The organism is Micromonospora sp. CNZ280, assembly GCF_011759515.1.
Window position 1 is genome coordinate 24,098 of sequence record NZ_JAAOYP010000001.1, and the last position, 13,296, is coordinate 37,393.

Sequence of the window (13,296 nt, forward strand, 5' to 3'; positions counted from 1 at the left end):
CCAGCCGTTGCGACGGCTGGCATGCTGACCCTCGTGTTCATGGGGGCCGAGTGCACGACCTGCTGACGTCTCTGCAGGGCCTGCCGGCCCTGCTGATCTACCTGGTCGCCGCGCTGATCGTCGCGGCGGAGACCGCCGTGATCTTCGGGCTGCTGGTGCCGGGCGAGGCGACCCTGCTGCTGGTCGGCTTCCTAGCGTACGCGGGGACGTTACGGCTCGCCCCGGCGCTGCTGGTGATGGTGGGCGCCGCCGTGATCGGCGACACACTCGCGTTCCGCGCCGGCCGGCGGTACGGGTCGCGGCTGCGCGCCAGCCGGCTCGGCGCCCGGGTCGGCCCGCACCGGTGGCGGCGGGCGGAGACGATGCTCGGCCGTCTCGGCGGGCGGGGGGTGTTCACCGCCCGCTGGGTGGCCTTCGTCCGCACCCTGGTGCCCCGGCTGGCCGGCGCGGCGGGCATGCCGTACCGGCGGTTCGCGCCGTGGAACGCGGCCGGGGTGGCCAGCTGGGTGGGCGGGTCGGTGCTGGTCGGCTACCTGGCCGGGGAGTCGTACGAGACGGTGTCCCGGCTGCTCGGCCGGGCCACCGGCGCGGTGCTGGTGCTGCTGGCCGCGCTGGTCGCGGTGGTGCTGGCCGGGCGGTGGCTGGGCCGCAACCCGGACCCGGCCCGGGCGCTGCTGTCCCGGGCGGCCGGGCTGCCGCCGGTGCGCTGGCTCGGCGCCCGGTACGGCATCCTGTTCTTCCTGCTCGCCATGCGGATCGGGCCGGCCTGGACGCTGCTGATCAATCTGGCCGCCGGGCTGCTGCTGCTCTTCGTCGCCGGGCTGGCCATCGCCTGGCTGCTCGGGGCGGTGGTGCGGCACAGCGGGCTGGCCGTCGTCGACGGGGCGATAGCCGGCTGGTTCGCCGACCGGCGTACCCCCGGCACGGTCGACGCCACCCTCGCGGTGGTCTCGGTGCTGCGCGGCTCGGCCCTGATCGTGGTGGTGGCGGTACTGGCCGCGGTGCTGGCCTGGCGGCACCGGCCCTGGCAGGCCGACCTGCTCAGCGTGGTCGGCACGGCCGGGGCGTTCATGCCGCTGGTGGTGCTGGCCGTGGTGACCGACCTGACCGGTCCCGGCGGCGGAGCTGTCGTCTTCCCGACGCAGACCGCGGTGGTGACGGCGAGCCTGTGCACCCTCGCCTGGCTGGTGTCCCGGCACGCCCGCTGGCCGGTGGCGGTGGCCGCCTGGACGGCCGCCGCGGCCGGGGTGGTGGGGCTCGGCGGCGCCCGCCTCTACCTGGGGTTCAGCACCGCCAGCGGCACCGCCGGCTCGGTGCTGCTCGGGATCGCCTGGACGACCGTGTTCATGGTGGCCTGGGCCACCCGGGACCGGGCGGTGGGCAGCGCCGGGCAGCCGGCGGAGGTGTCGTCGGGGCCCCGGCGGCCGGTCCGGCCCTGCTAGGGTGCGCCACGACACGGGGGAGGTGTCGAGATGCGTCGACGCATGGACCGGCTCGCCGCGGTGCTGCTGGTCGGGATGCTGCTGGCCGGCACGTCGGCGGGCTGCGCCGGGCAGCGGGCCGGGTCGGGCGACCTGACCGCGCCGGTGGCCGCGCCCACCGCGCTGCCGGGTGACCCGCTCGACGGCGGGCCCGACGGGGAACCGTCGGCGCAAGCCGAGCGCGGTCGAGGCGCTGGGCGCGGCGCCGACCCGCGCCGCGTCGCCGAGCGCCGCCCCGAGCCGTACGCCGAGCCGGGCGCCCCGGCCCCCGCCGGTCGCCAAGCCGCCCACCGAGACGAAGGTGCACCGGCGCCGCCGAAGTCGCCGTCGAGCGGCTGCGAGCCCAGCTATCAGGGCAGCCAGGCGAGCCGGGCCCAGGCGAAGGCGGCGCTGACCGACGCGGCGGCGAAGAACCTACTGGCCGACCTCCGCGCCGAGCATCACGATCCCGCTGAACCTGGTCAAGGCCACGGCGTGGCAGGAGAGCGGCTGGCAGTCCAACATCGTCGCGTGTGACGGCGGCATCGGGCTGATGCAGGTGATGCGGCCACCCGCGGACTGGATGAACCAGCGGTTCGGGCAGAGCTACGACGTGCGCGACTACCGCGACAACGCCTACCTCGGGGCCAACTACCTGGCCTGGTTGACCAAGTACATCGGCGACATGTACTTCGAGGCGGACTACCGCCTCGACGCCGGCCTGTGCACCGCCGAGCTGGACTCCTGCATGCTCAACGCGGTCATCGCGGCCTACAACTACGGCCACGGCGCGGTCGCGGTGGAGGGCCGGCCGCTGGCCGTGCCCAACCCGGGCTACGTGCGCAACGTGCGGGCGCTGATGACCGAGTGCGTCTGCCTCGGCTACTGAGCCCGAGCGCGGGGCCGGCACCACGTCGGCCGCCGGGGCGGCGGGGCCGGGAGGACCGACCCCGCCGCGGTCGAGGGCGACGTCGCCGGCGCGCCGCTCCGGCCGCAGAACGGTCGCCGGAGGACGCGAGCGCCGCACCAGCACCGTACGGACGCAGGGTGTGAGCAGGACGCCGATGCAGACGATGACCCCGACTGGTGAGCAGATCCGCAGTACGCCCAGCACGGCGAGACCGCGCGGCGCCCCCGGCGCTGGTGATCACCCGCCGGTGACCCGCAGCGCGGAGCGCATTGCGGCGCGGGTGCGGCGGGGCGGGCGTCTCGCGGGCGGGTGACCAGGAAGAGTTGTGTCACCCCACGCCCCAGGAACACGAGCGAGCAGCAGCACTGACTGTCCCCCTTAGTCCCCGGCACTGGGACAGCAGGTGGCGTGCTCGCCTTCGTGGTCCGCTCGGGGTGGGATTTCGGGTCACACGGGCCCGCGGAGGAGCCCGCCCCGCCGGAGCACCCGCGCCGGCGCGCTCCGCGTGCGGGTCAACCCGGGGTGATCACCAGCGCCGGGGTGCTGCTCGCCGCGGTCTTCGCCGTGCTGGGCGTACTGCCGCTGATCCTGCTCACCCAGATCGGGGTCATCGTCTGCATCGGCGTCCTGCTTCGACAACCCTGCTGGTCCGTACGGTGCTGGTGCCGGCGCTCGCGTTCCTGCCTCGGCGACCGGTTCTGGTGGCCGGGGCCGGATCGAGCGGACCGCGGCGGAGCAGCCGGACGCCGACGCCGGTCGCCGCCGCCAGGCGGTGAGCGGCGCGCGGCGACGTCGCCCTCGACCGCGGCGGGGTCGGGTCCTCCCGGCCCCCGCCGCCCCGGCGGCCGACGTGGTGCCGGCCCCGCGCCGGGCTCAGTAGCCGAGGCAGACGCACTCGGTCATCAGCGCCCGCACGTTGCGCACGTAGCCCGGGTTGGGCACGGCCAGCGGCCGGCCCTCCACCGCGACCGCGCCCGTGGCCGTAGTTGTAGGCCGCGATGGACCGCGTTGAGCAGGCAGGAGTCCAGCTCGGCGGTGCACAGGCCGGCGTCGAGGCGGTAGTCCGCCTCGAAGTACATGTCGCCGATGTACTTGGTCAACCAGGCCAGGTAGTTGCCCGAGGTAGGCGTTGTCGCGGTAGTCGCGCACGTCGTAGCTCTGCCCGAACCGCTGGTTCATCCAGTCCGCGGTGGCCGGCATCACCTGCATCAGCCCGATGCCGCCGTCACACGCGACGATGTTGGACTGCCAGCCGCTCTCCTGCCACGCCGTGGCCTTGACCAGGTTCAGCGGGATCGTGATGCTCGGCGCGGAGGTCGGCCAGGTAGGTCTTCGCCGCCGCGTCGGTCAGCGCCGCCTTCGCCTGGGCCCGGCTCGCCTGGCTGCCCTGATAGCTGGGCTCGCAGCCGCTCGACGGCGACTTCGGCGGCGCCGGGTGGCACCTTCGTCTCGGTGGGCGGCTTGGCGACAGGGGCGGGGCCGGGGCGCCCGGCTCGGCGTACGGCTCGGGGCGGCGCTCGGCGACGCGGCGCGGGTCGGCGCCGCGCCCAGCGCCTCGACCGCGCTCGGCTGCGCCGACGGTCCCCGTCGGGCCCGCCGTCGAGCGGTCACCCGGCAGCGCGGTGGGCGCGGCCACCGGCGCGGTCAGGTCGCCCGACCCGGCCCGCTGCCCGGCGCAGGCCCGCCGACGTGCCGGCCAGCAGCATCCCGACCAGCAGCACCGCGGCGAGCCGGTCCATGCGTCGACGCATCTCGACACCTCCCCCGGTGTCGTGGCGCACCCTAGCAGGGCCGGACCGGCCGCCGGGGCCCCGACGACACCCTCCGCCGGCTGCCCGGCGCTGCCCACCGCCCGGTCCCGGGTGGCCCAGGCCACCATGAACACGGTCGTCCAGGCGATCCCGAGCAGCACCGAGCCGGCGGTGCCGCTGGCGGTGCTGAACCCCAGGTAGAGGCGGGCGCCGCCGAGCCCCACCACCCCGGCCGCGGCGGCCGTCCAGGCGGCCACCGCCACCGGCCAGCGGGCGTGCCGGGACACCAGCCAGGCGAGGGTGCACAGGCTCGCCCGTCACCACCGCGGTCTGCGTCGGGAAGACGACAGCTCCGCCGCCGGGACCGGTCAGGTCGGTCACCACGGCCAGCACCACCAGCGGCATGAACGCCCCGGCCGTGCCGACCACGCTGAGCAGGTCGGCCTGCCAGGGCCGGTGCCGCCAGGCCAGCACACGGCCAGTACCGCCACCACCACGATCAGGGCCGAGCCGCGCAGCACCCGAGACCCACCGCGAGGGTGGCGTCGACCGTGCCGGGGGTACGCCGGTCGGCGAACCAGCCGGCTATCGCCCCGTCGACGACGGCCAGCCCGCTGTGCCGCACACCGCCCCGAGCAGCAGGCGATGGCCAGCCCGGCGACGAAGAGCAGCAGCAGCCCGGCGGCCAGATTGATCAGCAGCGTCCAGGCCGGCCCGATCCGCATGGCGAGCAGGAAGAACAGGATGCCGTACCGGGCGCCGAGCCAGCGCACCGGCGGCAGCCCGGCCGCCCGGGGACAGCAGCGCCCGGGCCGGGTCCGGGTTGCGGCCCCAGCCACCGCCCGGCCAGCACCACCGCGACCAGCGCGGCCAGCAGCACCAGCACCGCGCGGTGGCCGGCCGAGCAGCCGGGACACCGTCTCGTACGACTCCCCGGCCAGGTAGCCGACCAGCACCGACCCGCCCACCAAGCTGGCCACCCCGGCCGCGTTCCACGGCGCGAACCGCCGGTACGGCATGCCCGCCGCGCCGGCCAGCCGGGGGCACCAGGGTGCGGACGAAGGCCACCCAGCGGGCGGTGAACACCCCCCGCCCGCCGAGACGGCCCGAGCATCGTCTCCGCCCGCCGCCACCGGTGCGGGCCGACCCGGGCGCCGAGCCGGCTGGCGCGCAGCCGCGACCCGTACCGCCGGCCGGCGCGGAACGCGAGTGTGTCGCCGATCACGGCGGCGCCCACCATCACCAGCAGCGCCGGGGCGAGCCGTAACGTCCCCGCGTACGCTAGGAAGCCGACCAGCAGCAGGGTCGCCTCGCCCGGCACCAGCAGCCCGAAGATCACGGCGGTCTCCGCCGCGACGATCAGCGCGGCGACCAGGTGATCAGCAGGGCCGGCAGGCCCTGCAGAGACGTCAGAGGTCGTGCACTCGGCCCCCATGAACACGAGGGTCAGCATGCCAGCCGTCGCAACGGCTGGGACAGGAGTTTCGCCCCAGACCGGGGGCCATCTGGGGGATGACCCCGACCCGACCCCGGCAACCGCAGACAGGAGAGTATGGAGGGTATGCAGCTTCGCACCGACCTCCGCAACGTCGCCATCATCGCCCACGTCGACCACGGCAAGACGACCCTGGTCGACGCCATGTTGCGGCAGGCCGGCGCGTTCAGCGCCCGGGCCGAGATGGCCGACCGGGTGATGGACTCCATGGACCTGGAACGGGGAAAAGGGCATCACCATCCTGGCCAAGAACACCGGCGTGCGCTACCTGCCGGCCGACGGCTCGGACCCGGTCACCATCAACATCATCGACACCCCCGGCCACGCCGACTTCGGCGGCGAGGTGGAGCGCGGCCTGACCATGGTCGACGGCGTGGTGCTGCTGGTCGACGCCAGCGAGGGCCCGCTGCCGCAGACCCGGTTCGTGCTGCGCAAGGCGCTCAAGGCCCGCCTGCCGATCATCCTGGTGATCAACAAGGTGGACCGCCCGGACGCCCGGATCAAGGAGGTCGTGGACGACACCTACGAGCTCTTCCTCGACCTGGACGCCGACGAGGAGCAGATCGACTTCCCGATCGTCTACGCCTGCGCCCGCGACGGCATCGCCTCGCTGACCCAGCCCGCCGACGGCGCGGTGCCCGACGACAGCCACAACCTCGAACCGCTGTTCCGCACCCTGCTGGACACCATCCCGCCGCCCGCGTACGAGCAGGACGCGCCGCTGCAGGCGCACGTCACCAACCTCGACGCCTCCCCGTTCCTCGGCCGGCTCGCGCTGTGCCGGGTGCGCCAGGGCACCATCAGCAAGGGCCAGACCGTGGCCTGGTGCCGCACCGACGGCAGCACCCAGCGGGTGCGCATCTCCGAACTGCTGATGACCGAGGGCCTGGAGCGCAAGCCCGCCGACTCGGCCGGCCCGGGCGACATCATCGCCGTCGCCGGCATCCCCGAGATCATGATCGGCGAGACCCTCGCGGACGCGGAGAACCCGCAGCCGCTGCCGCTGATCACCGTCGACGAGCCGGCCATCTCGATGACCATCGGCACCAACACCTCGCCGCTGGTGGGCCGGGTCAAGGGCGCCAAGGTCACCGCCGGATGGTCAGGACCGCCTCGACAAGGAGCTCGTCGGCAACGTGTCGCTGCGGGTGCTGCCCACCGAGCGTCCGGACGCCTGGGAGGTGCAGGGCCGCGGCGAGCTGGCGCTGGCCATCCTGGTCGAGCAGATGCGCCGGGAGTCCTACGAGCTGACCGTCGGCAAGCCGCAGGTGGTTACCAAGGAGATCGACGGCAAGACCTGCGAGCCGGTCGAGCGGCTGACCATCGACGCCCCCGAGGAGTTACCTGGGCGCGATCACGCAGCTGCTGGCCAGCCGCAAGGGCCGGATGGAGCAGCTGGTCAACCACGGCACCGGCTGGATCCGGATGGAGTGGCTGGTGCCCGCCCGCGGGCTGATCGGCTTCCGCACCGAGTTCCTCACCGAGACCCGCGGCACCGGCATCCTGCACCACGTCTTCGAGTCCTACGAGCCGTGGTTCGGCGAGCTGCGGACCCGCAACAACGGCTCGCTGGTAGCCGACCGATCCGGCGCGGTCACCGCCTTCGCGATGACCAACCTGCAGGAACGCGGCCAGCTCTTCGTCGAGCCGGGCACCGAGGTGTACGAGGGCATGATCGTCGGAGAGAACTCCCGCTCCGACGACATGGACGTCAACATCACCAAGGAGAAGAAGCTCACGAACATGCGCTCGTCGACCGCCGACGAGACCGAGAAGCTGATCCCGCCGCGCAAGCTGTCGCTGGAGCAGGCCCTCGAGTTCTGCCGCGAGGACGAGTGCGTCGAGGTGACCCCGGCCGCGGTCCGCATCCGCAAGGTGGTGCTCGACCAGACCGCCCGCGCCCGGGCCGCCGCCCGCCGCAAGCACGCCGGCTGACCAGCCGCCGCACCGCCCGGCCGGGGCCGGTCCGCCACTCGCGGACCGGCCCGGCCTCGTCGGCGCCCCTCGACCGGCCCCGGCGGGACGGCAGTACCACGGCCGGGCCGGCCGGCCCGGGGCGCGGGACCGAGCCGGTGGCCGGTCAGCTGGGCTCGACCAGGAGCCGGGCGTAGTTGGCCATCGACCGCTGGTAGCGCGGCAGGTGCCGGGCGAGCGCCCCGACCGCGATCGACACCGCCTCCCGCTCCCGGCCGACGCTGGTCAACGCCAGCGCGAGCGTCGCGCTGACCGCGTCGTCGAGCTCGTCGGAGCCGCGCTCGCGCTCCTCGGTCAGCAGCCGGACGCTCTCCTCGGCCTGCCCGACGTTCCGCAGCGAGCTGGCCATCTGGATCACCGAGCGGCGCCGGCGGATGCCGTCGATGCCCCGCTCCAGCGCCGCACGGTAGAGCGGGACCGCCTTGTCCGAGTGACCGGTCGAGTCCCAGGCGCAGGCCCGCTCGAACGCGGCCACCGGATGATCCGGGCCCAACTCGTCGGCGAGGGCCCCGACCCGCCCGCGGAACTCCTTCGCGTCCCAGTCGTCCGGTGCCGCGTTGAAGGCCGCCCACAGCTCCGCGCTGCGCTGCTCCCAGTCGGCGCTCGGGTTCATCGTCGTTCTCCTCGTGCTCGTCGGTCCAGGCGGAAGGCACTCTGCGAGCGCTGGTACCGTCGCCGCCAGTGATTCGGCGACCGCCGAATCTTCCGGTGGAGGGTGGGGCGGATGGCGGTGACCCTGCGGTTCAGCCCAGCCGATCTGCTGCGCTGCCGCTTCGCCATCTCACCCATCCTCGAAACGCTGTCCGCGGTGCGCCTGCTCTCCCCCCGCGAGGGGCGCCGGCCCGCACCGCCGGTGGCTCGGCACCGTCGACACGGACGAACTCGACCTGCGACCGATCACCCTGCTCCAGCCGCGGCGCGGCTACACCCCCCGACTTCCTCTCGCCGCCACCGATCAGCCCGCACGCCCGGTTCGCCGACGAACTCGCCGCCGTGGCCGCCACCGACCACGCCCGGGTACGCGCCGAGGTACGACGATCACTGGCGGACACCCCCGGGGCGGCCGAGTCGGCGACCGGCCGGCTGCTGCTGGGCGACCCGGCCGTGGTGCTCCGGAGACTGGTCTCCCTCGTCCGGCGGGCCTGGGAGGTGCTGGTCGAACCGAGCTGGCCGACCGTACGCGGGCTGCTCGACGCCGACGTCGGCTTCCAGACCCGACGCCTCGCCGAGGGCGGCCTGGACCGGCTCTTCGCCGAGCTGCATCCCCGACTGCGCTGGCACAACGGCTTGCTGACCCGCGAGTACGGCGACGACGAGCACCGCGAGCTGCGCGGCGAGGGGCTCGTGCTGGTGCCCAGCGCCTTCAAGTGGGATCAGTCGTCGTCATCGTGGACCCGCCGTGGCAGCCCACGGTGATCTATCCGGCGCGTGGGCTCGGCACGCTCTGGCAGCCCCAGCCCACGGCCGGCACGCGGCGCTGGGTCGGCTGATCGGGCGGACCCGGGCGGCGCTGCTGGTCAGCCTCGACGAGCCGGCCAGCACGACGACGCTGGCCCACCGCCACGCGCTGGCCGCCGGCACGGTCTCGGAGCACCTGTCGGTGCTACGCGACGCCGGGTTCGTCACCGGGGAACGACACCGGCACGAGATCCGCTACCGACGTACGCCGCTCGGCGACGCCGCGCTGCGCTGAGGCGCAACCGCGGGTCGCGCGACCACCCGGCGACCGCCCGGCCGCCTCCACCGCGGTGACGGGCCGTCCGCCGCCGGCACCGCCCGGATGATCGGCTACGGTCACCGGCATGACCTGGGATGACCTCGACGCCCGGCTGGACCGCGTGCCCGGCACCGTCTCGGCGTACGCCGGCCGGCTCGCCGCGACGCCGACCTGGACCCGGCTGCCCGACGCCACCCACTACGCGGCCAGCACCATGAAGGTCGGCGTGCTCGCCGCCCTGCACCGGGCCGCCGAGGCCGGCACCCTCGACCTGGACGCCCCGGTCCCGGTGCGCAACTCGTTCGACTCGGCGCTGCCGGGCGCCCCCCGCTTCGCCTGCGCCCGCCACTACGACAACGACGACGCCGTCTGGGAGCGGGTCGGCGGCACCGCCACCCTGCGCTGGCTCGCCCACCGGATGATCGTGCGCTCCAGCAACCTCGCCACCAACCTGGTCATCGGCCACGTCGGCCTGCCCGCCGTCGCCGAGGTCTGGACGCTGGCCGGGGCCCGGCACGCCGTCACCGGCCGCGGCATCGAGGACTTCGCCGCCCGCGACGCCGGCATCACCAACCTGGTCACCGCCGCCGACCTGGCCGCGCTGCTCGCCGCGCTGGCCACCGGCGCCACCCGGCCCGGCCCGCTGGCCTCCCCCGCCGGCTGCGCCGCCATGCTCGACGTGCTCTTCGCCCAGGAACACCGCGAGGACCTCGCCGCCGGGCTGCCCCCGGGCACCCGCATCGCGCACAAGAACGGCTGGGTCCGCGGGGTGCGCCACGGCGCGGGCGTGGTCTTCCCCGCCGACGCGCCCCCGTACGCGGTGGTCGTCTGCACCACCACCGACCTCGCCGACGGTGGCCCCACCGGCGACGAGGCCGAGGACGACGCCTGCCAGCTGATCGCCGACATCTCCGCCGCCGTCTGGGCCGCCCGCCACGACCTGTGCAGCGACGGATAGCCGCCGGTCCGCCGCCCGGGCGGATCCGCCGACGGCGGACGACCCGGTGCGGCAGACCGCAGCCGCCGTCCGGCACGGACAGCCACCGGGCGACCGCGCACCGGCCGATGGCCTCCGGCCGCCGCACCGCCTACGCTGCTGGCCACCACCCGGAGGAGCGCCGATGCCCAGCAGCCGCACCATCCTCACCGCCTTCGTCGTGGCGACGGCGGCGAACCTGCTCGCCAACGCCACCGGCAGCGACCTCGGCGTACTGCTCAGCAAGCCGCTGCTGATGCCGCTGCTGGCCGCGTACCTCTGGCGGGCCGCCGCCGACCGCGGCGTGCCGGCGACCCGGCTGGTCCTCGCCGCGCTGGCCTTCTCCACCGGCGGCGACGTCGCGCTGCTCGGCGACGGCACCGCCGCCTTCCTCACCGGCATGGCGCTCTTCCTCGCCGCGCACCTCTGCTACATCGCGGCCTTCACCCGCGCCGGCGCGGCGGTCGCGCTGCGCCGCCCGCCGCTGGTCGCCGTCGGCGTGGCCTACGCGGTGCTGACCGTCGCCGCGCTGGCCTGGATGTGGGGCGGACTCACCGACGCCGGGCTGGCCGTGCCGGTGGCCGGCTACGCGGTCGCCCTGGCCACCATGGCCGCCACCGCCGCGGCACACGGCTGGCGGGTCGGCCTCGGCGGCGCCCTCTTCCTCGGCTCCGACCTGCTCATCGCCACCGGCGTGGCCGAGGTGGCCACCCTGCCCGGTCCGCCGATCTGGGTGATGGCGACCTACGCCGCCGGGCAGGCCCTGATCGTCACCGGCTGGGCCACCCGCGGCATCCCGGACCCGGCGCCGGTCACTCCAGCAGGTGCGCCCGCAGCGACCCGATGAGCTCGTCGGTCAGCCCGAGCCCGTCACGCAGGTACGCCCCGAACGAGCCGTGCACCCGGCGCACCTCCCCGTACGCCGCGTCCAGGTACTCGGGGCGCACCTCCAGCACCGGCCGCACCGCCGCCTCGTCCAGCGCCGGCTGCCGCTGCCGCATCGCCTCCAGGATCACCTCCGCAGACTCGCGGTCAGCGGGTTGTTCGCCAGGTACTCGGCCCGGATCACCGCCTCGTCCACGCCGAGCGCGTGCAGCAGCACCACCGTCAGCCAACCGGTGCGGTCCTTCCCGGCCGAGCAGTGGTAGAGCAACGGCAGGTTCTCCGGCCGAGCCGCCGCCCGCACCGCCTCGGCGAACCTGGCCCGGGCCACCGCCCCGCTGACGAACCAGCGGTAGATGGCCGCCATCGCCGCCGGCGTGCCCTGCCGGGCCAGTTCCGCGTACGCGGCCAGGTCGTGGCCGAGCAGCACCGCCGAGACGTACGTGAAGACCGGGTGCTCCGCGTCGTGCACCGGCAGGTGCAGCACCCGCGGCTCACCGGGCAGCCGGTCCGGCGGGGCGACCGCCTGCTCAGAGTGGTCCCGCAGGTCGATAACGCAGGCCGGGCCGAGCTTGGCCAGCACCGGCAGGTCATCGTCGGTGAGCCGGCCCAGCGCCGGGGTACGGATCAGCACCCCGGGCCGCACCCGCCGACCGCCCGCGCCGACCATGCCACCGAGGTCACGCGCGTTCGGCGCGCCCACCAGTGCCCAGTCCCGTTCCCTCATGCCGCCGCTCCGTTCCGCTCGGCGCCGGCGCGCGCCGTCGCCGCACCCGCACGATCCGCTCGGTGACCCTCGCCCATCCGGCCTCCCCTGTCGCCACCCGTCCGGATATAGGGTGCCGCACATGACCATCGCCGCGGTACGCACCCACCGGCTCAGCGCCCCCTTACACACCCCGTTCGTCACCGCGCTGCGCCGCACCACCACCGTGGAGACCCTGGTCGTCGAGCTGGTCGACGGCGACGGCCGGTCCGGGTTCGGCGAGGCGCCGCAGGTCTGGCAGGTCACCGGCGCCTCGGTAGCCGGCGCCGAGGCCTGCGTACGGGACCTGCTCGGGCCGATGCTCACCGGCCGCGACCCGGACGACCTGGTGGCCCGCTGTGCCGAGGTGCAACGGGCGGTGGCCGGCAACGAGGCCGCCAAGGCCGCCGTCGACGTGGCCCTGCACGACCTGGCCGCCCGGCGGCTCGGCGTACCGCTGGTGCGGCTGCTCGGCGGCACCACCCTGCGGGTGCCCACGGACGTCACGCTCGCCGCCGGCGACGCCGTGGACCTGGCGGCCGCGGCCCGGCAGCGCAGGGCCGAGGGGTTCGGGGTGCTCAAGCTGAAGGTCGGCACCGACGCCGCCGGCGACCTGGAGCGGGTCCGGGCGGTACGGGCCGCCGTCGGCAACGGCGTGCGCATCCGGCTGGACGCCAACCAGGGCTGGACGCCCCGCGAGGCGGTCCGGGTGATCCGCGGCATCGAGGACGCCGGCCTCGACGTGGAACTGGTCGAGCAGCCGGTGCCCCGGTGGGACCTGGACGGGCTGGCCTGGGTCAGCGACCGGGTGCAGGTGCCGATCCTCGCCGACGAGGCGGTCTTCGGCGTCCGCGACCTGGTCGAGGTGATCCGCCGCCGGGCGGCCGACATGGTCAACGTCAAGCTCGCCAAGTGCGGCGGCCTGCACCCGGCCCGGACCCTGCTCGACCTGGCCGCCGCGCACGACCTCGGCACGATCGTCGGGTCCATGATGGAGAGCCAGGTCGGCATCGGGGCCGCGGCGAGCCTGGTCGCCGCCTACCGCACCACCGCCGTCTCCGACCTGGACGCCGCCTGGTGGCTGGCCTGGTCACCGGTGCGCGACGGGATCCGGTACGACGGCGCCACCGTGGTGCTGCCGGACGCGCCGGGTCTCGGAATCAGCACCGTCACTGAAGCAAAAGTGCAACCCCGTAGTTGATGACCGTTGGAATCTTTCATAGGGTCGCGGTGACAGGCGGCGCGAGGTGGGGGTGGACCGTGGAGCTGCAACCGGGCCGCGAGGCCGTGGTCCGGGTCGCGGTCGCGACCCTGTGGACCTCCCCCGAGGCGGTACGCCCCGTCGACCGGCCCGCCCTCGCCGCGCGCACCGACATCCCGGCCTGG

The 13,296-nt window shown here is 75.0% G+C and carries 7 protein-coding genes and 7 pseudogenes; 9 read left to right on the forward strand and 5 right to left on the reverse strand.

What is annotated here, in order from left to right; genetic code table 11:
• The first annotated feature begins 50 nt into the window (after nucleotides 1-50).
• The gene (locus FHX32_RS00120) at nucleotides 51-1,442 is read left to right on the forward strand and encodes a DedA family protein (protein ID WP_167178360.1); all 1,392 of its coding nucleotides are present in this window, start codon (nucleotides 51-53) and stop codon (nucleotides 1,440-1,442) included.
• Between the two features lie 429 nt (nucleotides 1,443-1,871).
• Nucleotides 1,872-2,349 (forward strand): annotated as a pseudogene (locus tag FHX32_RS00125) (transglycosylase SLT domain-containing protein).
• Between the two features lie 135 nt (nucleotides 2,350-2,484).
• Here the strand turns inward: FHX32_RS00125 and FHX32_RS34760 are convergent.
• Nucleotides 2,485-2,693 (reverse strand): annotated as a pseudogene (locus tag FHX32_RS34760) (MMPL family transporter); the annotation flags it as partial.
• A 117-nt stretch (nucleotides 2,694-2,810) separates the two neighbouring features.
• Between FHX32_RS34760 and FHX32_RS34765 the strand changes: the two are divergent.
• Nucleotides 2,811-3,146: pseudogene (locus tag FHX32_RS34765) on the forward strand (MMPL family transporter); the annotation flags it as partial.
• 97 nt (nucleotides 3,147-3,243) lie between these two features.
• Here the strand turns inward: FHX32_RS34765 and FHX32_RS34770 are convergent.
• Nucleotides 3,244-4,121, reverse strand: a pseudogene (locus FHX32_RS34770) (transglycosylase SLT domain-containing protein).
• 86 nt (nucleotides 4,122-4,207) lie between these two features.
• Nucleotides 4,208-5,534: pseudogene (locus FHX32_RS00140) on the reverse strand (DedA family protein); the annotation flags it as partial.
• Between the two features lie 148 nt (nucleotides 5,535-5,682).
• On the opposite strand from FHX32_RS00140, the pseudogene typA reads away from it, so the two are divergent.
• Nucleotides 5,683-7,551: pseudogene (typA, locus tag FHX32_RS00145) on the forward strand (translational GTPase TypA).
• A 145-nt stretch (nucleotides 7,552-7,696) separates the two neighbouring features.
• On the opposite strand, the gene FHX32_RS00150 reads toward typA, so the two are convergent.
• On the reverse strand, nucleotides 7,697-8,203 hold the full coding sequence (locus tag FHX32_RS00150; protein WP_167178358.1) for a tetratricopeptide repeat protein: 507 nt from the start codon (nucleotides 8,201-8,203) through the stop codon (nucleotides 7,697-7,699).
• 380 nt (nucleotides 8,204-8,583) lie between these two features.
• Here FHX32_RS00150 and FHX32_RS34340 point away from each other — a divergent pair, with 380 nt between their 5' ends.
• From FHX32_RS34340 to FHX32_RS00165, 4 genes are all read left to right on the forward strand, one after another.
• Nucleotides 8,584-9,006: a DUF5937 family protein gene (locus tag FHX32_RS34340; protein WP_208417883.1), complete on the forward strand. Its 423-nt coding sequence runs from the start codon at nucleotides 8,584-8,586 to the stop codon at nucleotides 9,004-9,006.
• Nucleotides 8,990-9,283: a winged helix-turn-helix domain-containing protein gene (locus FHX32_RS34345; protein WP_208417884.1), complete on the forward strand. Its 294-nt coding sequence runs from the start codon at nucleotides 8,990-8,992 to the stop codon at nucleotides 9,281-9,283. Before FHX32_RS34340 ends, FHX32_RS34345 begins: the two co-directional genes overlap by 17 nt.
• A gap of 109 nt (nucleotides 9,284-9,392) precedes the next feature.
• Entirely contained in the window at nucleotides 9,393-10,265 is an 873-nt protein-coding gene (locus FHX32_RS00160; protein ID WP_167178354.1) for a serine hydrolase, read from the forward strand.
• A 163-nt stretch (nucleotides 10,266-10,428) separates the two neighbouring features.
• Nucleotides 10,429-11,130: a lysoplasmalogenase gene (locus FHX32_RS00165; RefSeq protein ID WP_167178362.1), complete on the forward strand. Its 702-nt coding sequence runs from the start codon at nucleotides 10,429-10,431 to the stop codon at nucleotides 11,128-11,130.
• Here the strand turns inward: FHX32_RS00165 and FHX32_RS00170 are convergent.
• A pseudogene (locus tag FHX32_RS00170) lies at nucleotides 11,096-11,892 on the reverse strand (tyrosine-protein phosphatase). The gene FHX32_RS00165 and the pseudogene FHX32_RS00170 sit on opposite strands and share 35 nt — an antisense overlap.
• A 121-nt stretch (nucleotides 11,893-12,013) precedes the next feature.
• Here FHX32_RS00170 and FHX32_RS00175 point away from each other — a divergent pair.
• The gene (locus tag FHX32_RS00175; protein ID WP_167178348.1) at nucleotides 12,014-13,111 is read left to right on the forward strand and encodes a dipeptide epimerase; all 1,098 of its coding nucleotides are present in this window, start codon (nucleotides 12,014-12,016) and stop codon (nucleotides 13,109-13,111) included.
• Nucleotides 13,112-13,296: the final 185 nt, after the last annotated feature.